The sequence below is a fragment of the Clostridium swellfunianum genome, from assembly GCF_023656515.1.
GTDB lineage: Bacteria > Bacillota > Clostridia > Clostridiales > Clostridiaceae > Clostridium_AT > Clostridium_AT swellfunianum.
Genome location: NZ_JAMOFV010000006.1, coordinates 3,395,474 through 3,416,700 on the forward strand (window position 1 = coordinate 3,395,474; position 21,227 = coordinate 3,416,700).

The 21,227-nt window shown below is 33.8% G+C and carries 20 protein-coding genes and 1 riboswitch; of the genes, 11 read left to right on the forward strand and 9 right to left on the reverse strand.

Annotation, left to right across the window (positions count from 1 at the left end):
* Positions 1-61: 61 nt before the first annotated feature.
* Genes NBE98_RS16005 through NBE98_RS16025 form a run of 5 tightly spaced genes read left to right on the forward strand, consistent with a single transcriptional unit; the run spans position 62 to position 7,449 of the window.
* Positions 62-1,630 carry an FAD-dependent oxidoreductase gene (locus tag NBE98_RS16005; RefSeq protein ID WP_250816018.1) on the forward strand — a complete coding sequence of 523 codons (1,569 nt, stop codon included), beginning with the start codon at positions 62-64 and terminating at the stop codon, positions 1,628-1,630.
* Between the two features lie 30 nt (positions 1,631-1,660).
* Positions 1,661-3,184 carry a DUF4127 family protein gene (locus NBE98_RS16010; RefSeq protein ID WP_250816019.1) on the forward strand — a complete coding sequence of 508 codons (1,524 nt, stop codon included), beginning with the start codon at positions 1,661-1,663 and terminating at the stop codon, positions 3,182-3,184.
* Positions 3,169-5,682 carry a glycoside hydrolase family 38 N-terminal domain-containing protein gene (locus NBE98_RS16015; RefSeq protein ID WP_250816020.1) on the forward strand — a complete coding sequence of 838 codons (2,514 nt, stop codon included), beginning with the start codon at positions 3,169-3,171 and terminating at the stop codon, positions 5,680-5,682. The genes NBE98_RS16010 and NBE98_RS16015 overlap by 16 nt, the downstream gene beginning before the upstream one ends.
* A gap of 18 nt (positions 5,683-5,700) precedes the next feature.
* Positions 5,701-6,585 (forward strand): ROK family protein, encoded by an 885-nt coding sequence (locus NBE98_RS16020; RefSeq protein ID WP_250816021.1) that lies wholly within the window; start codon positions 5,701-5,703, stop codon positions 6,583-6,585.
* A 3-nt stretch (positions 6,586-6,588) separates the two neighbouring features.
* The gene (locus NBE98_RS16025; RefSeq protein WP_250816022.1) at positions 6,589-7,449 is read left to right on the forward strand and encodes a MurR/RpiR family transcriptional regulator; all 861 of its coding nucleotides are present in this window, start codon (positions 6,589-6,591) and stop codon (positions 7,447-7,449) included.
* Between the two features lie 48 nt (positions 7,450-7,497).
* Here NBE98_RS16025 and NBE98_RS16030 read toward each other — a convergent pair whose 3' ends face one another.
* From NBE98_RS16030 to NBE98_RS16040, 3 genes are all read right to left on the reverse strand, one after another.
* Positions 7,498-8,784, reverse strand: coding sequence for a LiaI-LiaF-like domain-containing protein (locus NBE98_RS16030; protein ID WP_250816023.1), 1,287 nt, complete (start codon positions 8,782-8,784; stop codon positions 7,498-7,500).
* A gap of 12 nt (positions 8,785-8,796) precedes the next feature.
* Positions 8,797-9,300: a hypothetical protein gene (locus tag NBE98_RS16035; RefSeq protein WP_250816024.1), complete on the reverse strand. Its 504-nt coding sequence runs from the start codon at positions 9,298-9,300 to the stop codon at positions 8,797-8,799.
* Positions 9,301-9,440: 140 nt separating this feature from the next.
* Positions 9,441-10,973, reverse strand: coding sequence for a serine/threonine-protein kinase (locus NBE98_RS16040; protein ID WP_250816025.1), 1,533 nt, complete (start codon positions 10,971-10,973; stop codon positions 9,441-9,443).
* A 192-nt stretch (positions 10,974-11,165) separates the two neighbouring features.
* On the opposite strand from NBE98_RS16040, the gene NBE98_RS16045 reads away from it, so the two are divergent.
* The gene (locus tag NBE98_RS16045) at positions 11,166-11,828 is read left to right on the forward strand and encodes a DUF3298 domain-containing protein (RefSeq protein ID WP_250816026.1); all 663 of its coding nucleotides are present in this window, start codon (positions 11,166-11,168) and stop codon (positions 11,826-11,828) included.
* A 21-nt stretch (positions 11,829-11,849) separates the two neighbouring features.
* Here NBE98_RS16045 and NBE98_RS16050 read toward each other — a convergent pair whose 3' ends face one another.
* Complete coding sequence (locus tag NBE98_RS16050) at positions 11,850-13,544, reverse strand: M3 family oligoendopeptidase (protein ID WP_250816027.1); 1,695 nt, start codon at positions 13,542-13,544, stop codon at positions 11,850-11,852.
* 163 nt (positions 13,545-13,707) lie between these two features.
* On the opposite strand from NBE98_RS16050, the gene NBE98_RS16055 reads away from it, so the two are divergent.
* From NBE98_RS16055 to NBE98_RS16065, 3 genes are all read left to right on the forward strand, one after another.
* Positions 13,708-14,208 carry a TspO/MBR family protein gene (locus tag NBE98_RS16055; protein WP_250816028.1) on the forward strand — a complete coding sequence of 167 codons (501 nt, stop codon included), beginning with the start codon at positions 13,708-13,710 and terminating at the stop codon, positions 14,206-14,208.
* Positions 14,209-14,387: 179 nt separating this feature from the next.
* Positions 14,388-14,561, forward strand: a riboswitch (Lysine riboswitch).
* Between the two features lie 129 nt (positions 14,562-14,690).
* On the forward strand, positions 14,691-16,049 hold the full coding sequence (locus NBE98_RS16060; protein WP_250816029.1) for an APC family permease: 1,359 nt from the start codon (positions 14,691-14,693) through the stop codon (positions 16,047-16,049).
* A 106-nt stretch (positions 16,050-16,155) separates the two neighbouring features.
* A complete protein-coding gene (locus NBE98_RS16065; RefSeq protein WP_250816030.1) occupies positions 16,156-16,509 on the forward strand; it encodes a hypothetical protein in 354 nt (117 codons plus the stop codon).
* A 50-nt stretch (positions 16,510-16,559) separates the two neighbouring features.
* Here NBE98_RS16065 and NBE98_RS16070 read toward each other — a convergent pair whose 3' ends face one another.
* Positions 16,560-16,832 carry a spore coat protein gene (locus tag NBE98_RS16070; RefSeq protein WP_250816031.1) on the reverse strand — a complete coding sequence of 91 codons (273 nt, stop codon included), beginning with the start codon at positions 16,830-16,832 and terminating at the stop codon, positions 16,560-16,562.
* Between the two features lie 18 nt (positions 16,833-16,850).
* On the reverse strand, positions 16,851-17,066 hold the full coding sequence (locus NBE98_RS16075) for a hypothetical protein (protein ID WP_250816032.1): 216 nt from the start codon (positions 17,064-17,066) through the stop codon (positions 16,851-16,853).
* 273 nt (positions 17,067-17,339) lie between these two features.
* On the opposite strand from NBE98_RS16075, the gene NBE98_RS16080 reads away from it, so the two are divergent.
* Positions 17,340-17,606, forward strand: coding sequence for a hypothetical protein (locus NBE98_RS16080; protein ID WP_250816033.1), 267 nt, complete (start codon positions 17,340-17,342; stop codon positions 17,604-17,606).
* A 37-nt stretch (positions 17,607-17,643) separates the two neighbouring features.
* Here NBE98_RS16080 and NBE98_RS16085 read toward each other — a convergent pair whose 3' ends face one another.
* The 3 genes from NBE98_RS16085 to sigI all read right to left on the reverse strand — a co-directional run bounded on the left by NBE98_RS16085 (position 17,644) and on the right by sigI (position 19,828).
* Positions 17,644-18,111, reverse strand: a complete 468-nt coding sequence (locus NBE98_RS16085; RefSeq protein WP_250816034.1) for a hypothetical protein — start codon at positions 18,109-18,111, stop codon at positions 17,644-17,646.
* A 93-nt stretch (positions 18,112-18,204) separates the two neighbouring features.
* Positions 18,205-19,152, reverse strand: a complete 948-nt coding sequence (locus NBE98_RS16090; protein ID WP_250816035.1) for an anti-sigma factor domain-containing protein — start codon at positions 19,150-19,152, stop codon at positions 18,205-18,207.
* Positions 19,142-19,828, reverse strand: a complete 687-nt coding sequence (gene sigI, locus NBE98_RS16095) for an RNA polymerase sigma-I factor (RefSeq protein WP_250816036.1) — start codon at positions 19,826-19,828, stop codon at positions 19,142-19,144. The genes NBE98_RS16090 and sigI overlap by 11 nt, the downstream gene beginning before the upstream one ends.
* 264 nt (positions 19,829-20,092) lie before the next feature.
* Between sigI and NBE98_RS16100 the strand changes: the two genes are divergently transcribed.
* A complete protein-coding gene (locus NBE98_RS16100; RefSeq protein WP_250816037.1) occupies positions 20,093-21,187 on the forward strand; it encodes a DUF5667 domain-containing protein in 1,095 nt (364 codons plus the stop codon).
* Positions 21,188-21,227: the final 40 nt, after the last annotated feature.

The window sequence follows — 21,227 nt, forward strand, 5'->3', positions numbered from 1 at the left end:
GTTTAAAGGATGGGTAAAGGCTTATCCATCCTTTATTTTAATTAGGTAGGGAGGTATTAATGTGAGAACAAAGAATTATGATATCGTGGTTATTGGAGCAAGCCTCGGAGGAGTTATGGCTGCATACTCTGCGGCAAAGGAAGGTAAGAGAGTCATATTAACTGAAGAAACAGACTGGATAGGTGGTCAGCTCACATCTCAAGCTGTACCTCCAGATGAACATAGATGGATTGAAAAATTTGGCTGCACAAAAACCTATAGGGAATACAGGAACAAAGTAAGAGATTTTTATAGGAGGAATTATCCTTTAGTAGATGAAATTAGAAATAGCGATGCGTTTGATCCAGGCAATTCTTCTGTAAGCAGAATTGCTCATGAGCCAAGAATTAGTCTTCATCTTTTAGAAGAAATGCTGCTGCCTTATGTAAGCAATGGAAACTTGGAAATAATATTAAACTGCAAGGCGGTATCCGCAAAAGTTGAAGAAGATACCATAAAGAGTGTAACAGTAAAAAATATATGCACTGGTGCATTAATAGAATTGACAGGAAAATACTTTATAGATGGGACAGATATTGGACAACTGCTTCCCCTTACTGGTGCTGAGTATGTTATAGGTGCTGAAAGCAAGGAGATGACGGGAGAACCTAATGCTCACGATAAATACGAGCCCAAGGATATGCAGGCTGTTACTTGGGTGGCAGCAGTAGATTATGTAGAAGGAGAAGACTACACAATAGAAAAACCAGAGCAGTATGAATTCTGGAGAAATCTTATACAGCCTTTTGATAAGTATCCAGTACTTAGTTGGTATGGACCTGACTCTGAAACAGGAAAAGCAAGAAAGTTTGGCATGTTTGACGATGAAGGAGAGTATCTGTTTTCACTATGGGATTATAGAAGAATTATATATCCAGGCTACCATAAGGGTAATTTTCACAAAAATGATGTTACTTTAATAAATTGGCCTCAAAATGATTATTTCTTGGGAAATCTTTTTGAGGACGAAAATGAAGAAAAGCATATAGAAGGGGCAAGACAGCTTACACTAAGCTTTATATACTGGCTCCAAACTGAAGCTCCAAGACCAGATGGAGGAAAAGGATATAAGGGAATAAGGCTTAGACCAGACGTGGTAGGAACTGAAGATGGCTTAGCTAAGTATCCGTATATTAGAGAGTCAAGAAGAATAAAAGCAGAATACACAGTGGTGGAAGGCGATATAAATGCATCACTTAGAGATAGCCTGCCTAGATTTAAAGATACAGTAGGTGTAGGAAGCTATCATATAGATCTTCATATAACAACAGTAACTAACAGCTTTAAATTTGATAATAACTGGCCGTTTGAAATACCACTTGGGGCTATGATACCTGTAAGAATAAAAAATCTTATACCAGGCTGCAAAAATATTGGAACTACACATTTAACCAATGCCTGCTTCAGACTGCATCCAGTTGAATGGAATATAGGAGAAGTGGCAGGATATCTTGCTTCACACGCAATGGACAAAGATAAAACACCATCACAGATAAGAAACGATGATAGCATGCTTGTGGAGTTTCAAGAGAAACTTGTAAAAAGTGGCATAGAGCTTCATTGGCCGGAAAACGAAGTCTATGTAGTTTAATAAAAGAATAAGGAGAAGAGGATGCTTAGCATGAAAAATATAATTTATATTCCGCTAGATGAGAGACCATGCAATTACAAATTTCCGATACTTCTTGGAGAAATAACAGACAACTATAGGCTGATTACACCTCCTATGAACATAATGGGCGATAAAAAAACTCCAGCCGATATAAAGGCTCTTTGGAAGTGGCTTGAGGAGGAAGCTGAACAAGCAGATGGAGCTATACTATCACTTGATACGCTGATTTACGGTGGAATAATACCTTCAAGACTACATTATTTAAGCCTTGAAGAATGTAGAAATCGCATAGAAAAGCTAAGAGAAATAAAGATAAAGAAAAATATTCCTATGTACGGATTTAACTTAATAATGAGATGTCCAAGATACTCCTCTTCAGATGAAGAACCAGACTATTATGAGGATTATGGAAAAGAGATATTCAGACAAGGATATATTCAGCATAAAATTGAGCTTAATATAGCTTCTGAAGAGGAGAAGGCAGAACTTGATGAAATTAAAAAGATTCTTCCCCAAGGGATTCTTAACGATTATGTCAGCAGGAGAAAATTGAACAGAGAAGTAAATAAACTAGCCATAGATTTAGTTAAAGATGAAACACTGGACTTTTTATGTATTCCTCAGGACGATTCAGCCCCTTATGGTTTAACTGCCTTGGATCAGCAGTATGTAAGAGGCTATATAGATGAAAAGGAAGTCAATTTAAAGGTATATATGTATCCTGGAGCAGACGAGGTAGGGTGCACTTTGCTTGCTAGAATGATAAACAAAATGGAGAAAAAAACTCCTCTTGTATATATAAAATACTCATCAACTCAAGGTCCTTCTATAATACCTTTATATGAGGACAGGTACTCATATGAAAGTGTAAAATATCAAATCCTAGCAGCAGGAGGACTTATTGCGGCATCAATAAGCGAAGCAGATATGATACTGCTAGTAAACTCACCAGGAGAGACTATGATGGAAGCCAGCATGCAGAAGCAAAATAGTATAGGCTACGATGTTTTTAGAAACATAATAGAATTAATCGAATTTGCCGATTATGTTATAAACAACTTGAATAAGTCTGTGGTATTTGCAGACATAGCTTTTGCTAATGGTGCAGACTTAAAGCTTATAAAACTGTTAAAGGAAAAGAAACTTCTGTTTAAACTTGCAGGATATGCAGGCTGGAATACCTCTTCAAATACTTTAGGTACATGTATCGCCCAAGGAATGATAAGCTCAATCTATGGCAACAACAAAAAAAATAAGGATTTTCTTGCACTGAGATTTGTTGAAGATGCCGGATACTGTGCCTCTGTAAGAAAGGAAGTTGCAGAAAACTATGCTGCCAAGATGGGATTCAACTGGTTTGAGATAGATGGGCAAAGAGGTGAAATCTCCAATCTAGTTCGAAGGCTCTTAACAGACTTTATAAATACAAACTTAAATTATGATGGCTATAAAATTGAAATATTGGATATTTACATGCCATGGAGAAGGATGTTTGAAGTAGGACTCGAGGTAACGCTATGCAAAAAAGATTAAATGTAGTAAATCATACACATTGGGACAGAGAATGGTATGAAAGCTTTGAAACTTTTAGAGGGAAGCTAGTAGAAGGAATTCAAATAGCTTTAAAGGCACTTGATGAAAAGCAGTTTGAGTATTTTATGCTGGATGGGCAAACAGTTGTGCTTGAGGACTTAAAAGAAGTGTTGGAATATGAAATCTTTGAAAGGCTTGAAAAATACATAAGAGAAAGAAAAATAGCCATTGGACCTTGGTATGTACTTCCAGATGAATTTTTAGTAAGTGGAGAGAGTTTAATAAGAAATCTTCAGATGGGAATAGATATCTCAAAAGAATATAATACAGATGAATTTGTAGGATATCTTCCGGATACCTTTGGTCACATAGGACAGCTTCCGCAAATATTCAATAGTTTAGGAATAAATTGGTCTCTTATTTTTAGAGGCGCTAAGTCTAATAAGAGCGAAGCATATTTTATAGGAAGTGATGGAACGAAAATTAAAACATTGATTCTTCCTTTGTGGTCAGGATATTATAATCATTTTCTCACCTATGAAGATTATGAAGATAGGCTTAAAAAATATGTTGAAGATGTGGAGAAGTTTTCAAACAATGGAGAATTACTTTTATTAAATGGAGCAGATCACTTACTACCATATAATAAGCTTAAAGATAGGCTAGAAGAACTATCAGAGAGCCTATCTTTAGTTATCAAGCAAACCAGCTTGGTAGAATATACGAAGAGTTTGGATTCGTTAGAGCTTGAAGAAGAAATATTGGGTGAACAAAGGGATGAAAGCAAAGCTTATATTTTGAGCAATGTACTTTCATCAAGAACTTATCTGAAAAAGCAAAATCAAGCTTTAGAAGATGAAATAACTTTGATTTCGGAACCTATGGAACTTATAAAAAGCTTAATTAATGGAGGATATAAATATAGATCGCTTGAGCATACTTGGAAGACTCTTTTAAAGAACCATCCTCATGACAGCATCTGCGGATGCAGCATAGATGAGGTTCACAGAGAGATGGAAACAAGAAATGAAAAATTAAAGGATATGCTTAAGAGTATTGAATACTTTGCGGCTAAACATGTTATTAAGTGGGACGCTGTAAAAAACAATAAGATTTATGTATTTAATCCTCATCCGTATGAATACAAAACAGCGATTGACTGCAGTATAAATCTTCCTCCTGAAATCAAATGGTTTAAGTTGATAGATAAGTCAGGAGCCGATGTCCCTATGGTAATACATTCAAGAGAAAGAAAAAAAATTTTTAAAGCAGATGTAGACTTAGAGCCAAACTGGTATAATGTAAATGAATTCAAAGTTACTTTTTTAGGTGAATTTAATTATTTAGGTTACAAAGAATACATAATAGAAGAAGGAAATGCACCAATAAATAAAGCATATGTTGAAAATGCTATTGAAAATGAATTTATTAAGTTATGGGTAGACAGTGATGGAAACTTAAATGCTTTAAATAAAAGAACTAGCAAAGAGTATAAAGGGATAAATCAATTTATAAGTTCTATGGATTGTGGAGATGAGTATTCTTATTCACCTCCAATGAAAGACTTGCTATCTAGAACTAGAATTATCTCCATTGATTATGTGGAGAAAAATAAAATATATCAGGAGCTTAAGCTTAGCTATAGTATGCTGCAGCCAAAGGAGCTTCAAGCTGATAGAAAGTCCCCAAGCATTGATAAAGCAGAAAGTTTTATAGAAACTAGAGTAAGATTATTAAATCATTGCTCATCAGTTTATTTTGAGACTAAGGTTATAAATAATGCTAAGGATCATAGGCTTAGAGTAATATTTCCGGCAGGAAAAAAAGTTAAGGAATACTATACTGATGTAAGCTTTGATGTTGTCAAAAGAAAGCCTTTGGATACCGTCAGTTATCATGCTGACATGATGAAAGAAGTTAAGGTAAATACTTATCCTACGGACAGCTATATTACTATACCAGAGGACTTCTCGGTAATGCATCTTGGAATTCAGGAGTGTGAGATAGGGGCATATGGGTATGAAAATGATGCTTTATATTTAAATCTTTTAAGAGCAGTGGGCTGGCTATCGCAGGATGATTTTAGTACAAGAGGAGGAGGAGCAGGGCCAAAGTTTCAAACTCCAGAGGCTCAGTGCTTAGGAGAGCATGTGTTTAAATATGGATTAACCTTTGAGAACGATATTGCTTTCCAAGCTAGAGTTATGAGAATAGATCCTAAGGTTATCCAAGGAAATGAAATCAAAGATGGACTAGAGAATATTTTATTCCTTGACAATAAGAAAGTAGCAGTTTCCTCATTTTATAAAACTAAAAATGGAAGTATAGTATTAAGGTTGTATAATACTACTCATGAGGAACAGAAGGTTCAATTATGTTCCATTTGGAAAAGATGCAAATCAATAGATTTATTAGGGAGACACTTAAAGGATGAAGATAATATTTTGACACTAAAGCCCCTGCAGGTATTAACGGTTGCTTTAGAAGATAAAGATTAGGTTTAGGAGTGGTTAAATATGAGAGTATTAGCGTTTGATATTGGGGGAACTGCTGTAAAGATTGGAATTATAAATGAGAAAGGAGAAATTCTTGAAAGTGGAGAAATGCCTACTTTTTCAAATGAAGGCGGAGAAGCTCTAATGCAAAGAATTTTGAAAACTATCGGGGAATATAAAAATATAGACAGAGTAGGAATTAGTAGTGCAGGGCAGGTAGATTCAGAGGAAGGAAAGATAATTTTTGCTTCAGAAAACCTACCTGGATGGACTGGAATGGAGATAAAAAAGAGAATTGAGGAAGCTTATAGCATACCAGCAGTAGTAGAAAATGATGTTAATGCCGCAGCTATTGGAGAAGCATACTATGGTGCTGCAGCAGATGAAAAAAGCTTTTTATGTCTTGCTTATGGAACAGGTATAGGTGGCGCAATTATAGAACAAGGAAAGATATATAGAGGTGCTTTTGGTTCAGCTGGTGAGTTTGGACACATAATAACTCATGTAGGAGGAAAAGATTGTAGTTGTGGCGGAAAAGGCTGCTATGAAACTTATGCAGCTACTTCTGCTCTTATTAGAAATGTAAAAGAGGAATTAGGTATTGAGGAAGTAGATGGAAGGGAAATATTCAAACTGCTTGAGGAAGGAAATGAAAAGGTTGAAAAAATTCTTCAAACTTGGATTTTTGAAATAATGATGGGCCTCGTTAATTTTGTGCATATATTTAATCCTTCGCTAATAGTTCTTGGAGGAGGCATTATGGTACAGCCTTATATAATTAATCACATAAGAGAAAATCTTCCTAGGTATTTGATGCCTAACTATAAAGATGTGAAGATTGTTAGAGCAAAGCTTGGAAACAATGCAGGAATACTTGGAGCAGCACATATGGTGATGGAGGCTTAAAGGATGATAGAAAAAGTTAACGTTATACCGCTTATTAATACGAGTTATAATACTTTTACTAAATCAGAGAAGAAAGTTGCTGATATAGTGTTAAAAAACCCTAAAGAAGCTTTGTATACTTCAATAACTGATTTGGCAGAGCATTGTGAAGTTGGTGAAACTACAGTTTTGCGCTTTTGCAGAAAGCTTGGCTTTACTGGTTATCAAAGTTTTAAAATGACCTTAGCTCAAAGCATTCAGTCAGAAGGTGACGTTGATGACCAGCTTACTGATGAGATAACAAATGAAGATAGCTTGATTGATGTATGCAAAAAAGTGATGAATACGAATATTGCAGCTATTAATGAAACTTTTGATTTAATTAATTATGAAGCACTTGAGGTTGCCATAGATTACATGGTAAATGCTAAGAGAATAGTATTTTTCGGTGCAGGAGCTTCAGCTATAACTGCTCACGAAGCTAAAAATAAATTTATGAGAATAGTTCCATATGTTGACTTTACTTATGATTCTCATACTCAAGCAATGGTAGCCAGTCTGATGTCTGAGGATGAGGTTGCTATAGCTTTTTCCTATTCAGGAAGCACAAAGGATACTGCAGAGGTTTTAAAAACGGCTAGAAATGTTGGCGCAAAGACAATATGCATAACAAGGTTTGCAAAATCTCCTATAACTCAATATTCAGATGTTGTACTCTTGTCTGGTGCAAAGGAAGGTCCTCTTCAAGGTGGTGCTTTGTCTACTAAAATGGCTCAACTCTATCTAGTAGATATACTGTATGCTGAGTACTTCAGAAGGAATATTGAAAAATCAAGATTAAATAAGGAAAAAACAGCAGAGGCTATTTCTGATAAATTGTATTAATTAAAAAATAGGACATCAAGTGATTATTAATGCTTGATGTCCTATTTTTTAGTTCTTATTTATAACAATACTTCCATTTTCATTTTTTATATCAAATTTATTGTTAGTATTTCCAATAATAGAATTTGTGCTCTCAGAGGTATTATTTTTATTTATGCTTAAAGGAAACTCAGACTTTATGTTTCCTTGGCGTGTAAATAAATTAAAGATACCCTGTTGATCTCTGCTAAGACTTAAGGTGATATTTCCAAATTTACTTTGGAGTTTAACATCATTTTGATTAATTTTATCAGATACAAAATTGATACTTCCATTTTCGTTTTTAATATCAGCAAAACCTATAACATTTATAATTTCAATTCCTCCAAATTTACTATCAACTGTAAGAGTTCCACCAGTATTTTCTGCCTTTACCTTGCCATTGTTATCAGTGATTTTTAAGTTTCCTTTAATATTTGCTGCAGAAACATCTCCAAATTTGTTTTCAATGGTTAAAGCTTGATTAACCCCGCTAGCGCTAATCTTTCCATTGCTATTTGTTATTTTGCCAGTTCCATTAATTTCAAAGATAGTGATATCTCCGAACTTATTATCGATAATAAGATCTCCAGCCACAGACTTTACGCTAACAGCACCATTGGTATTATTAATTTTTGCATTTCCTATAAGATTTTCAACATCAATTTTACCAAATTTATTGTTTATCTCAACATTAAACTTTTCTGGCACTTTTACTTTGTATTCAATACTCTGAAGATTAGCTTTATCACTTTCAAGCTGGCCTATGTCAGAAGAAATATTAAGTGTTTTTCCTTCATTCACCTTAATGATAGTATCGGGGATAGATTTTGCATATTCATAATCGTTGTGAGAGATTTTTATAGAAGCTTCAACTTCAACTTTGTTTCCAGAGGATTTTTGAAGTTGAACACTTCCGATGTTGTTGCTTAGAATAAGGGCATCTTTTCCAGAGGCATCAATACTTAATTGCTTCTGGAATACAGAGGTATCTTTGTAAAATATATCACTGTGAGGAAAGTTAAAGGCAAGCTTGTTCCATGGAATAAATGAAGCTGTAAAGGAACCTGCACATATTAGTAGGATTAACAGTATAGATAAAACACTGAAACCATCAAATTTTAACTTGCAGCGCTCGTCAGTAAAGAGAAAACCTCCAAACAGAACTTCTACTCCTAGTAATATTAGTGCTAAGGGCCACCAACTAAGTACTTGAATGATAGAAGTTATAATGCCTAATTTGCTAAGAATAAAACCACAGCCCAAAGCTATTAATATTAAACCAAGGGTAAGGGTACCCATCCGCCATTGACGCATACTTTTCAACTCCTATTCTTTAGTGTTAATCTTGCTGCCTGAAAGCAGTTTGGAACCAACAATTATTAAGATAGCAGATACTAAGCCGGTGCGTATAAAGCTTCTAAAACTATATAAGAAACTTCTGAAGGTATTTCCTAAATTTAAATCAACAAGTAATGGGAAAACAGTTCTTTCTACAAGTGCAATAATACCGATTATAATAAGTCCATAACCTAATATTTTGTTTAAATCTTTTGAAAGATAGTCTTTTTTTGAAAAACTATTAAAAATTTCAAGTCCTCCATCTTGAATAGGCTGTTCTAAAGTAGCCTTGTAACCTGCGTCAAAGAAACTGTAGAACCAAATAATTGGCGAAATAATACCAAGTATTCCTAAATTAAGCCAGCCGCTTATAGCTAGTGTGAGAAAAAATAAGCCCATCAATTGAACACCTTGCTTGGGCAAATTTAGATACATATGACCTGCACCTGGAATGATTGAAAAGAACATAGCTTTGAATTTTCTGTTTTTCATTGTAAATCCTCCTATTTGATTTAATTACTATACTGTAATATTACATAGTAAATATTAAAAAAATGTTAAGTTATTTCTTAAGTTTATCTTAATACTAAAAATAAAAAGTCCTCCATGAAAGGAAGGACTTAAGTATGAATTTACTTTATATCAATATACAAATCTATATTCTTATCTTCTCTAGAAGTTAAAACTGTTTTCAGAGTACAGCTGTTTCCTTCAAAATCAAAGTCTTTAAAATAGAGTTTAAGCTCTTGTTTTCCAGTGCCTTGAGGAATGGCTAGGAGATTTGTAGAATTTGGGTTATAGCTTTTTACTGCTTCATTTTTGCCATTTATAAGATAAGTTTTGTTAAGATCTAGCTTAATGTCTCCAGCACCTAAATTTTCTAAATTTAAAACTGCTATGACATCATCCTCTATAACCTGAACCTGTGGAAGAACTACAGAAAGCTTTGAATTAGACACAGATGCAGCAGGATTTAAAGTAAACTGTACATGCAGTTTCTTATTATCGTCTTTATCCTTGTTTTTACCTTTGCCAGAATTGGAACTAGTGCTTAGTAGTATAGGTTTTTTACTGTATAAAATTCCTCTAACTATAGCATCTTTTTCAATAACTTCTTTTGGCGGTTGTACTTCAGGTTTTGTTTCAGATTTTGGTTCTGTTTTCTCAATAGCCTTTGGCGTAGAAGGATTATTAGAAGCTTTATTTTTGGATTCTTTATTGTTTAGAAGAAAGGTTAGCAGCAAAACTAAACCAATTATTAAAGCAAGTACTGTTATTATGATAAATTTAGTTTTCTTCCTAGGTTTCTTATTAGCATTATTAGAAGACTTAGGAGGCTTCACTTCGGTATTGCTGAAAATCATAAAGCTTGTTTTTTTGTATTCCAAGTCAGAAATAGCAGCATTTATTTCTTTCATTATTTCTTTTACGCTTCCAAAACGGTCTGTAGGCACTATGGAAGCGGCTGTTTTAATTATTCTAATTAACTTTTTATCTGCGGACTCTGGATAATTCTCATCAAACATTAGTTCAGTAGGCATGTCTATAGATTTTCCTGTTAGCATAAAAAACATAGTTGCACCTAAGGAATAAATATCAGTCTGGGCATTTGATTGAACATTCACCAACTGCTCAGGAGCTATGTAGCCTCTTGAACCTAAAATTATAGTATCACCTTCCTGACCGTCTTTGTAGGTACGCGCTATACCAAAGTCAATAAGCACTACTTTGTTATCGGGCTTAATCATTATATTTGATGGTTTTAAGTCACGATATATAATTGGTGGATTAAGACTATGAAGATAATCTAAAATACTGCAAAGCTCTAAGGTGATTTGCATAACTGCATCTGAAGTTAATGGACCATTATAATCTATATATTCTTTTAAAGTTTTGCCTTGTATATAGTCTTCAACTATATACAAGTTATCTTCTTCATAAAATATATCAACGATTCTTAAGATGCCAGAATGCTGCAAATTCTTAAGTATATTTGGCTCTGCAAGAAAGTCCATCTTCTTTTTTAATTCACTGCTTACCTCTTTAACAGCCCACAAGTTACCTAAACGATTATTTCTGCATAGATAAACGGTACTCATTCCGCCTTGTCCTAAAACGTTTATTATTTCGTATTTTCCATCTAGTATATGTCCTGGATTTAGCATGAAATTCTCCTTTCAGTTAATACCTTATCTATAAAAGTGTAGTATTATTTATATTTTTTTTCTATAGGAAAATTATATCATAAAAAGTTACATCTTATTCCACCTATGAATAATATAAATAATAAGGGAAGGTTTAATATTAACAGATTGATATTTTTACTTAACCAGATTAGAAAAAGGAGTTGGATGGCAGTGGGACATAGAAGAAAGCCTGCATTAATTACAGATGTTAAAGTTGAAAGTCCTGGTCTAAACCTGACATATCCCAAGGTCAGCGGACTCAAGCATAAAAGTGCTGAGTCTGGCATTAATAGATATATCAAAAAAGAAGTTCACAAGATACTTAAAGGCGAGGGCTATGGAAAAGATGAAAATAAGAAATTTACAGGTGGCTATACTGTCAAGCTTAATAGAAGAGGGACTCTAAGTATTAATATTGAAGTTTATCATCATGTAAAAGGAGAAGAAAAGGGAATAACTATAAGAAAGACCATCAATATAAGCTTAAAGGATGCAAGAGTATATTACTTGAACGATTTATTCAGCAGGAAGTTAAAGAAATCTAAGGTAATTGGAATATTGAATGATATAATTAGGAACCAGGCAACTTTTCAATCTGCTGATCTAATTGGAGAGTTTGATGGAGTTGATCTTAATCAAAGTTACTTCCTGACAGAAGATTCTATAGTTATATATTTAGATAATGAACAGATTAAGTCTTCAGAATGTGGATTTCCTGAATTTGAGATACCTTTTTCAGAGATTGAGGATATAATAAATAGCAAGGGACCAATTGGGAGACTCCTAAGAGATAGAGATGAAAACCTAAATAACGAAGAAACAGCAGACGAGTAATCGTCTGCTGTTTTATTTTAATTATAGTTTTGCATCATCAATACTATTTAACTCATTTTCTATATGTCCTATGATAGAACTTATACAGCCATCTTCGAAAGGCGATATAAGGTTTGCAAGCTTAACTAAGCCCACAAACGAATCGCTTCCCCCTGCCTTGCAAAGTGTTAAATAATCATTCCAAGCATTTTCCCTATTATCGCTGGCTTTTTTAAAGAATTGGAAGGCGCAGATTTGAGCAAGCGTATAATCTATATAATAAAATGGAGAACCGAATATATGGCCTTGTTGATGCCACCAGCTGCCTCTTTCTAAGTAATCATTATCTGCATAGTCTCTGTGAGGAAGATATTTCTTTTCAATTTCCCTCCAAGCATGTTTTCTTTCAGCAGGAGTTGCCTCTGGATTTTCATATACATAGTGTTGAAATTCATCAACAGTAACTCCATAAGGTATAAATAAAAGTGCTTCAGCAAGGTGAGAGAACTTGTACTTATCAACATCACTCTTAAAGAATAAATTCATCCAAGGGTAAGTGAAAAATTCCATACTCATGGAATGAATTTCACAGGCTTCATAGGTTGGAAAATTATACTCAGGAATCTCGTAATTTCTACTGCTGAACACTTGGAAAGCATGACCAGCTTCGTGAGTTAATACATCTACATCGCCTGAAGTTCCATTGAAATTTGAAAATATAAACGGAGATTTGTATTTGCTTATAAAGGTACAGTATCCGCCTCCGGCTTTTCCTCTTTTGCTTACTAAATCCATAAGCTCGTTTTCAACCATAAAGTCGAAAAATTCTTTTGTCTCAGCTGATAATTCATTATACATTTGATTACCACAGTTTAATATGAATTCTGGATCTCCCTTAGGTTTAGCATTTCCAGTTTTAAAGCTGAAGCGTTCATCGTAATATTTGAGTTCATCTAGTCCTAGACGTACTCTTTGTCTTTCCCTAAGCTCTGTAGCTGTGGGAACTATGTACTCTTTAACTTGCTTTCTGAAGTTTGCAACCATTTCAGAATTGTAATCTGCTCTTAACATACGGTCATATCCAAGAGCTACAAAATTTTCATATCCAAGCTTTTTAGCAATCTTATCTCTAACCTTAACAAGCCCATCATAAATCTCATCTAGCTTTTGCTCATTTTCAATCATGAAGCCGTACTTTGCTTTATTTGCTTTTACTCTCATATCTCTGTCAGTTGATATTTGAAAGGGAGCAAGTTGTGAAAGATTTCTTTCTTCGCCTTCGAACATTATTTTAGCAGAAGCCATAAGTTTTGTGTATTCGCTGGAAAGCTTGTTTTCAAGCTGAAGGTCTTCTATTATTTCTGGTGAGAAAGTTTTAATAGTCAGTTCAGCAATATTAAAAAGCTGCTTTCCCCATTTGTCTTCAAGTCCAGTTCTGAATTTGGAGTTAACTAAAGAACTATAATAATTTGAAACTAAGCCTTGATATATAGGAGTATTTTCATCGAAGAAGGTTTGCTCTTCCTCGTAATACTTATCTGTTGTATCGATAGTATGACGAATGCCTACTATTTGGGACATTGATTCAAATTCATTTCTAAGCTCATTTATTTTTTCCATAACTGAGCTTTGAGACTCAAGGCTTTCAGCATTATTAAAGTCTCTTAAAAGTTCATCGAAGCAGGTTTCCAATTCTTTAATATTTGGTCTTTTATATTGGAACTCGCTAAATTTCATGTAGCCCACATCCTTTATAATAAAATCTGAAGATATATTACAATTATATGGTTTAGAGGATAAATTTACAAGATATTGTGTGCTAATTACTTAATAAATATAGCATATTTTTTGATTAAGTATCTTATATTAGGATTAGAAACAATATAGGGAGGAAAATTATGTGTTAAATCCTTTTAAGGTGAACGGTAAAAAGAATATTTTAGCTCTAATAATAAGTATAGTCTTAGCAGAAGGTATAGGTTTTTTAAGCAGTTACATAGGTATGACAGATACGAAGTCCTATGAGAGTTTAATAAAGCCTGCCTTTGCTCCACCAGGATGGGTGTTTGCTGTGGTATGGCCCATTTTGTATCTTTTAATGGGAATAGCGGCCTACAGAATTTGGATGAAGGGAAGAGAAGGTGCAGATACTAGAAAAGCTTTAATCTTATACAGTATTCAGCTGTTTTTAAACTTCATGTGGACTATTATATTCTTCAGATGGAGACTTATAGGTCTGGCATTTTTTGAACTTATGCTTCTCCTAATTTTCATACTGCTAACAACCTTTGAGTTTTTTAAATTTGACAAGCTAGCAGGTATTATAATGATTCCGTACATACTTTGGGTATCCTTTGCAGGAGTTCTTAACTTTACACTATGGATGTTAAATAATATGTAATTATAATAACAATATAACCATATAAATTCTTATATGGTTATATTGTTATATTTTTTTATTGCCATCTCTTAATGTGATTATAGCCTACTTTCAAGCTATATTTATTTGGTTTGTCTGATTTTATTATTGACTTTCTTCTATTCATCCTGCATAATACTATTCGTGAAGTGTAATTAAATAACTAGGATAGAGGCGCGGTCTTTATGAGTACTACTGTGGATGAAAGCATAGTGAAGCAGCAGGAAAGGAAAAATCGCCGAAGCATACAGCAAAAGCTTTAATGCTGTATAGCTGGTTCTGCATAGAATATGTGCAGAACTGTCACAAGTATTTTGTGGAGAGCTATCATTCAGTGGATTTAACATGATGTTTATATTTGTGCGTGTTATTAGGCCTTGAGTGTACTGCTCAAGGCTTTTTTATATGCTTATTCTAGTTTTTACCCTTCAAAAAATTATTTGCCTTTATAGGAGGGGTTTAAGATGGAACAAAATAATAATTTAAAAAAGGACTTAGGTCTTTTTATAGCAACGGCTTTAGTAACAGGGAACATGATGGGGTCTGGAATATTTATGCTGCCTGCAACTTTGGCAGGAAAGGCAGGTCCGGGTGCAACAATGTCAGCCTGGCTTATGACGGCCTTTGGGTCTATACTTCTAGCTTTATGCTTTGCAAGCCTTAGCAGAAGATTACCTAAAACAGGGGGGCCTTATGAGTATTCTAAAGCAGCCTTTGGCGAGTTTTCAGGCTTTATGAATGCTTGGCTTTATTGGAACGGTTCATGGATAGGAAACGCAGCTGTAGTTATTGCAGTGTCAAGCTATGCTGGTAAGCTTATTCCAGCAATAGGCAGCAGTAATCTTGGAGCATTTATATTTGCCACAGCAGTTTTATGGATATTTACACTAGTTAATATAATAGGCGTTAGAATGGCTGGGAAAATACAAACAGCTATAACAGTTTTTGAAATAGTGTTATTCTTATTCTTTATAATCTCAGCTGCTCTGCACTTTGATATTAATAATATAACTCCGATGTTCCCTCAAGGCAAAGGAATGGAAACTATGCCTGCAGCTGCAACTTTAACTTTATGGTCCTTTGTCGGATTGGAAAGTTCTTCTATAGCAGCAGGAGAAATAAGAGACCCTCAGAAGAATGTAGCAAGAAGTACTATAATAGGTATATCTATAGCAGCAATAATGTATATGGCCATTAACTTTTTTGCAATGGGAGCATTGTCACAAGCAAATCTTGAAGCAAGTAAGGCACCAATAGCAGATATATTAACTCAGTATTATGGAAGTGGAATGGTTCAATTTATCACATTGGGAATAGTTGTAAGCATACTTGGAACAACTATTGGATGGCTATTATCTACAGCTAGAGTTGCTTTTGCAGCAGGAGAGGATGGAGTATTTCCAAGCTTCTTTAAAAAAGTTCATCCAAGATTTAAGACACCGCATATTTCACTTATTGTAGGTTCAGTGTTAGTAAATATATTATTGCTCATGAATTATGCTAATAATAAAACTTTAGTTTCAGCCTTTAACTTTACAATACTTTTAGCAACACTTTCCTTCCTGCCTGTATATGCAACTACAGCAGCCGCTGAATTAAAATATATATTAAAAGAGGGAAAGAGATTTAATCTGTTAACTGGAATTAAAACTTTCTTTATACCTGTATCTGCCCTTATATATTCAGGTTGGGCAATTTATGGTTCAGGCTTGGAAGCTGTGTTATATGGACTGCTTCTAGCTGTACTTGGAATCCCAGTATATGCTTATATGAAGTATAAAAATAAAACAACAAACAGTGAAAGCAGTAAGACTGCAGCTTAATCTCAAAAAGCATGCTAATGTATAGTTAACATGCTTTTGTGCTTTTGTAATATTAAACAGCAATATGGGAAAGATAAGCATAGAATTTTTCGATAGGAGGATTACTATGAAGATTAAGAGAATAATTATTTTTGCGCTATGCTTAATGCTTATTGGCATTAGCTACCAATCAGTAAAAGCTGAGTCTCAGCTTAGAGTAATAGCTTCAAAAACTGTTCTAAGACGAGGAGAAACAGGAACGATAACGATACAAGGAAAGCCAAACACAAGCTATACAATAAATACATCCTATGTGCTTGGAGATAGAGAAATATCTGTAGCTCAAATGAGAATGGCAGATGAGAATGGTCAAGCAACTTTTAATTGGGTTGTTGACAACAGAACAGCCCTAGGAACTACAACTGCTACAATTTCAGGCGGAGGAGAAAGAATTGAAGTAGCACATACTGTAACAGAGTAAAAAACAAACTAGTTATCTAGAAAAAAGTTCTAGATAACTAGTTTTATTATTTACATTAACTCATTTGCCATTGTGTTAGCATCATCTTTAGCTTTTTGCACATCAGCATCTTGAGCATCCTTTATTGGATACCAGCCCTTTTGTCTCATTGCATCGAATACTTTATATTGAGTATCCTGAGCATTTTTAAAGTTGGTAACAAGAGTATCTCTAAGATTTGGACATGAAGTTTCAGTTATTCCTGTACTGTAAGCAGAAATAACTTGTTTTTCAGTAGCTAATAAATCATGCATTAGGTCTTTTTCAGTAAGCTTGTTATTCATATCATGTACCTCCAATTTTTATTGGTGAGAATCTAAATAATTTTTTAAACCGTCAAAGCTTTGCTTATGAGTTTGGCTAGCTTGGTTGCAAAGATTTTTCAGGTTCTGATCTGTGCACATGGATGCATATTCGTTGTATTTCTTAGTCATAAGAGCTTCATAGGAGATTTGGTCTTGTATTACCTTTAGATTGTTGCTGTCTAATTGTGGTTTTTGATTTTGTGTATTAGGCATAAAATTCCCTCCTTGATAATTCGGTATTAACCTACAAAATTATTATTTGCATATAAAAATAAAGTATAGGTGGTAATTATATGAAAAACTAATAATTTATATTGAAAGAAAAATGCACAAATAATATTGTGATTTTTAGCTTTATTAGAAAAGATAAGAAAACTTTTTATAATAGTAACAAAATATTAACAACCTTTTAAAGGTTAATTAATACTATATTCCTAAAAGAGTGATATAATAAGCACATAACCAAAAAGGAGAGTGCTAATAACTATGGAGTTATTAAATAGAGGTTTTTCTAATTTGTTAGTAGCTGTTTTAATTTTTGCTGCATTAGCTTTTTTTATCAATATACTTCCTGTAATTGTTGTAATAGGCATAAGTATTTGGGGAATAAGCTATGTTTATAAAAAGGTAAAAGCATATTTTATTGGAAGAAAATCTGTATTTAGAAAAAGCAAAGATGAAGTTGAAATAATAAATAATATGGATTTATCTGAAAGTAATATAATAGATGTTGATTACACTGAAGTAGAATAATAAAGGGATTGTCTCGTTTTGAAACAATCCCTTTCCTCTATGTGGTTATACCTATATCGTTAGCTTTACCAAGGTTTAAATCCCGGGTATCTATGTTTCTTAAGTTTATATCCTTAATTCTGTCAGGAATATTCAAGTTGGGACTTTCAAGCTCTCCACCCATAGACTTTAGAATTTCATTAATCTGAGTTTCGCTTCCTTGTGGTGCATCTACTACAACCTTATAATTTATATCCATTACTTCCTCAAAATTGCCCATGCCGCTAACCATTGGGCTGGCTGCTATTAATGGTGCTTTATCAGATACTTCGCTGGAATCGCCAGAGCGCAGCACTAAGTCTGAAAGACTTGGAGTATTCTCATTGCCGGGAAAATTAGTATCCACATTGTTATTTATCATATAATGCTCATTTAAATCGGAGTATGCTTTATATCCTGCTTGATTCAGTTTTACAACTGCCTCATTGGCATTTTTTATGCCGCTGAAAAATCCTTCTATTTTCATTCTTATAGCCCCTTTCTAAGTATGCTATAAGTATTTTTACACTGCAGTGAAATATTATTCTGAAAATAAAAAGCACTGCTAGCACAGCAGTACTTAATTTTTGCCTTTAGATTCATTCTTTTGATTGTTTTGATTGTCTTTAGAATCATCCTTCGTTTTGCTTTTGTCACCATTTTTATTACTGTTTTTTCCATTAGTAGAATTAGGCTGATTGCTAATAAGGTCTTGATTTTTCCAATTGCTTGAACTTGAGTTGGAATTGTTATTGTCATTTTTATTACCATTGCCCTCATTATCTTTATTTTTATCCTTTGGAGAGTTTGGGGCATCACTATTAGCATCAGGTTTTTTAACTTCTTTATTTTTATTGTTTTCCTCAGAATTGTTTGGCTGTTTATTTTCGTTATCAATATTCTTGTTCTGTTTGTCTGACGCCGGAGTTGAAGCTTTATTTTCATTATCTAAGGACTCAGGTTGAGCGTCTTTTGACTTTATTACATTAACCTTTAGGTTGTTTTTCTTAGCATACTCCTCAAACCTAGATATATCTGGTTTTTTATTAGATTTAGATTTTTCAACTGAAACTGTTATGGTTTTACCACTTTGAATATAATCCTCATTTATAAAATTATCTTTTTTTGCCTCGTCTACTATCAAATCTAATCCTTCGGTAAGGGACTTGTTTTTTATGTCTATAGAAGCTAATACCACTTTGCCATCATCGTTTAACGGTATAGTTTTTAGAATTCTATCCCATCTGTTTACCTTAAGCTCAATAGATGGATTTATGTTAACTACAACTGAAGCTGTGGGTGTGTAGTAGGCATAACTTACAGTACCAGATAACAAAACAAACACTAAAGAAGCTGCAGCTGCGGCATATTTATGATAAGGCGTCTTTACTAAAATTTCGCCAGTATATATTTCCCCTACACTTGGAATTTGTTTACCTAATTTAACTTTTAAAAATTGACCGTTGTTAGTCATTATAGAAGCCTGTCTTTTATGAATCTCCATAACGATTCCGGTGCTACTTTTCATTATTTTCACCTACCTTTATATTTAAGTACGATTTTATATATGGATATTCATCGGTTGAAAGTATTAAAATTAAAATTAAAATGTATTTTCTCCACTTTTCTATAAGCTTTCTATTGCTTCCCGTTAAAAGCATTATTTCCTTAACAGGTAAAAGTCTTTTTTGCTTTACATAGTTTAAAATACTTTCTTCCTTTGCACAACTAAAAGCAAGATTTAGTAAAGAATCTCTAGTATCTTTGTGAGATGGTGATGCATCAACCAAGGAATTAAAATCAAGCTTGTACTCTTTAAGTTCCTTTGAAAATAAAGCAATTTCTTCTGCACGGTTTTTATTTTCAGTTTGAAGTTCGTAATTATCCATGGAAGTTTTATACTCTATATACTGCATATCATCTTCTTCACTGTCAAAGGTTACATAAGGTGTTCTGCTCATCTTTCTAAAATAATCAATTAAGGCATTTCTTATTATTACCTTAGCATAGCTATAGAAGTTTCCCTTATCCTTGTTATAGCTGTCACAGGCGTTATTAAAGGCGATGAGAGAAAGGGAAAGCTCGTCGTCATTTTCCCAGGACAGCCTTCTTTTACATATATTAAAGGCAGTACTGTATATGAAAGCCTTATTCTCTTCTATAAAGGTATCTCTATTTGTGAGAGACAACACTTTAGTATCCATTTAATCACTCCTGTTCTACAAGAAACCATATCGATACAAATGGTATGTTTTCTTTTTATATTTACGTCTATTATAATAGATTTAGTGGGGTATGTGGCTATGTTTTTTATGGAAATATAGTTGATTAACAAAAATATTAAGAATATTTAATTAGCACCCCCTAAAATAAAAAGATGGACCCCGTATATATGGGTGAAAACACAAAAATGCATAACAAAATACATACTCAACAATGAGTAAGGTTTTATTTTGAGGAGGTTTAATATGAAAAAAGTAGCAATTCTAGTTGCATCCGTATTAGTACTAGGAAGTTTCAGCACAAGGGCTTTAGCAGCAGGAACTGACACACAGACTGTAAAGTCCGAAGAAACATCAATAAGCTTTAAGGACGAAGCAGGTATAACTCCTGATAGTTTATTGTATACTATAGACCAGGCTGTTGACAAATTGAGAGTAATGCTAGCAGGAAGCGGAGAAAAGAAAACTGAGATTATTGCTGATATCGCAACGGAAAGACTTGGTGAAAGCGAAGTAATGACTGAAGAAGGAAAAACAGAGTTAGCTGAGAAAGCAATTGAAGAGTACAATGAAAAAATTACTGAAGCAATCGATAAGCTTAAAGAGGTAGTTAATGATGCTGAGATTGTGAAGGAAGAAAACACTGATGAAAAGCTTCAGCAAAGCGTAGAGGATTTGACTAAAGCTATTCAAAATGTTCAAGATAAGTCTCTAGAAGTATTAAACAATCTTCAGGGAAAAATTTCTGACGAAGCAGCTGATGTTGTAGATAAGGTTGTAGAAGAGCAAAGCGCTAAGAAAGTAGCTGTTGCAAATTTTGTTAAGGAAAGACATGAGTTTAATGCAGTAAAAAAAGCTTTAAATATGGCAAAAGTAGAAGTTAAAAAGCTTGAAAAATCTGGAGATGAAGAAGCGATTAAAAAAGCTCAAGAAGAATTAACTAAAAATCAACAGGCATATATGACAGCGAAAACTGAGCTTCAAGCTGCTTTTAGTGCAAAGCAAGCAGTGGTAAAGGGTGAAACTAAAACAGAAGAACCATCTACTACAGTTGAACAAAATAACAGTGCAGTAGAAACTGCAGCAGGAGCAGAAACTAAAGACAGCAATGTAATCTCAGCTGATCAAAATACCACAACAACTCAAACTACAGGTTATGTTAAAACAAACAACGGTAATGGTAACGGTAACAGTAGTAAAGAAAAATCCGTTAAAGTAGATAAAGAAGACGATAAGAATGAGAAACAGGATAAGGAAAATAAGAAGGAAGATAAATCAGCTCCTGGAAAGTCTGCAGAAGAGCACGGTAAATCAAACCAATCAAACGGAAAGAACAAATAGTCTTAATTTAAAGGGAAGCATAAATGTGATATGCTTCCCT

Excerpts from the sequence above, each read along its gene's own strand:
- NBE98_RS16010 (WP_250816019.1), top strand. The coding sequence starts at position 1,661 with ATGAAAAATATAATTTATATTCCGCTAGATGAGAGACCATGCAATTAC.
- NBE98_RS16015 (WP_250816020.1), top strand. The coding sequence starts at position 3,169 with ATGCAAAAAAGATTAAATGTAGTAAATCATACACATTGGGACAGAGAA.
- NBE98_RS16020 (WP_250816021.1), top strand. The coding sequence starts at position 5,701 with ATGAGAGTATTAGCGTTTGATATTGGGGGAACTGCTGTAAAGATTGGA.
- NBE98_RS16025 (WP_250816022.1), top strand. The coding sequence starts at position 6,589 with ATGATAGAAAAAGTTAACGTTATACCGCTTATTAATACGAGTTATAAT.
- NBE98_RS16030 (WP_250816023.1), bottom strand. The coding sequence starts at position 8,784 with ATGCGTCAATGGCGGATGGGTACCCTTACCCTTGGTTTAATATTAATA.
- NBE98_RS16035 (WP_250816024.1), bottom strand. The coding sequence starts at position 9,300 with ATGAAAAACAGAAAATTCAAAGCTATGTTCTTTTCAATCATTCCAGGT.
- NBE98_RS16040 (WP_250816025.1), bottom strand. The coding sequence starts at position 10,973 with ATGCTAAATCCAGGACATATACTAGATGGAAAATACGAAATAATAAAC.
- NBE98_RS16050 (WP_250816027.1), bottom strand. The coding sequence starts at position 13,544 with ATGAAATTTAGCGAGTTCCAATATAAAAGACCAAATATTAAAGAATTG.
- NBE98_RS16060 (WP_250816029.1), top strand. The coding sequence starts at position 14,691 with ATGGAACAAAATAATAATTTAAAAAAGGACTTAGGTCTTTTTATAGCA.
- NBE98_RS16065 (WP_250816030.1), top strand. The coding sequence starts at position 16,156 with ATGAAGATTAAGAGAATAATTATTTTTGCGCTATGCTTAATGCTTATT.
- NBE98_RS16070 (WP_250816031.1), bottom strand. The coding sequence starts at position 16,832 with ATGAATAACAAGCTTACTGAAAAAGACCTAATGCATGATTTATTAGCT.
- NBE98_RS16075 (WP_250816032.1), bottom strand. The coding sequence starts at position 17,066 with ATGCCTAATACACAAAATCAAAAACCACAATTAGACAGCAACAATCTA.
- NBE98_RS16080 (WP_250816033.1), top strand. The coding sequence starts at position 17,340 with ATGGAGTTATTAAATAGAGGTTTTTCTAATTTGTTAGTAGCTGTTTTA.
- NBE98_RS16085 (WP_250816034.1), bottom strand. The coding sequence starts at position 18,111 with ATGAAAATAGAAGGATTTTTCAGCGGCATAAAAAATGCCAATGAGGCA.
- NBE98_RS16090 (WP_250816035.1), bottom strand. The coding sequence starts at position 19,152 with ATGAAAAGTAGCACCGGAATCGTTATGGAGATTCATAAAAGACAGGCT.
- sigI (WP_250816036.1), bottom strand. The coding sequence starts at position 19,828 with ATGGATACTAAAGTGTTGTCTCTCACAAATAGAGATACCTTTATAGAA.
- NBE98_RS16100 (WP_250816037.1), top strand. The coding sequence starts at position 20,093 with ATGAAAAAAGTAGCAATTCTAGTTGCATCCGTATTAGTACTAGGAAGT.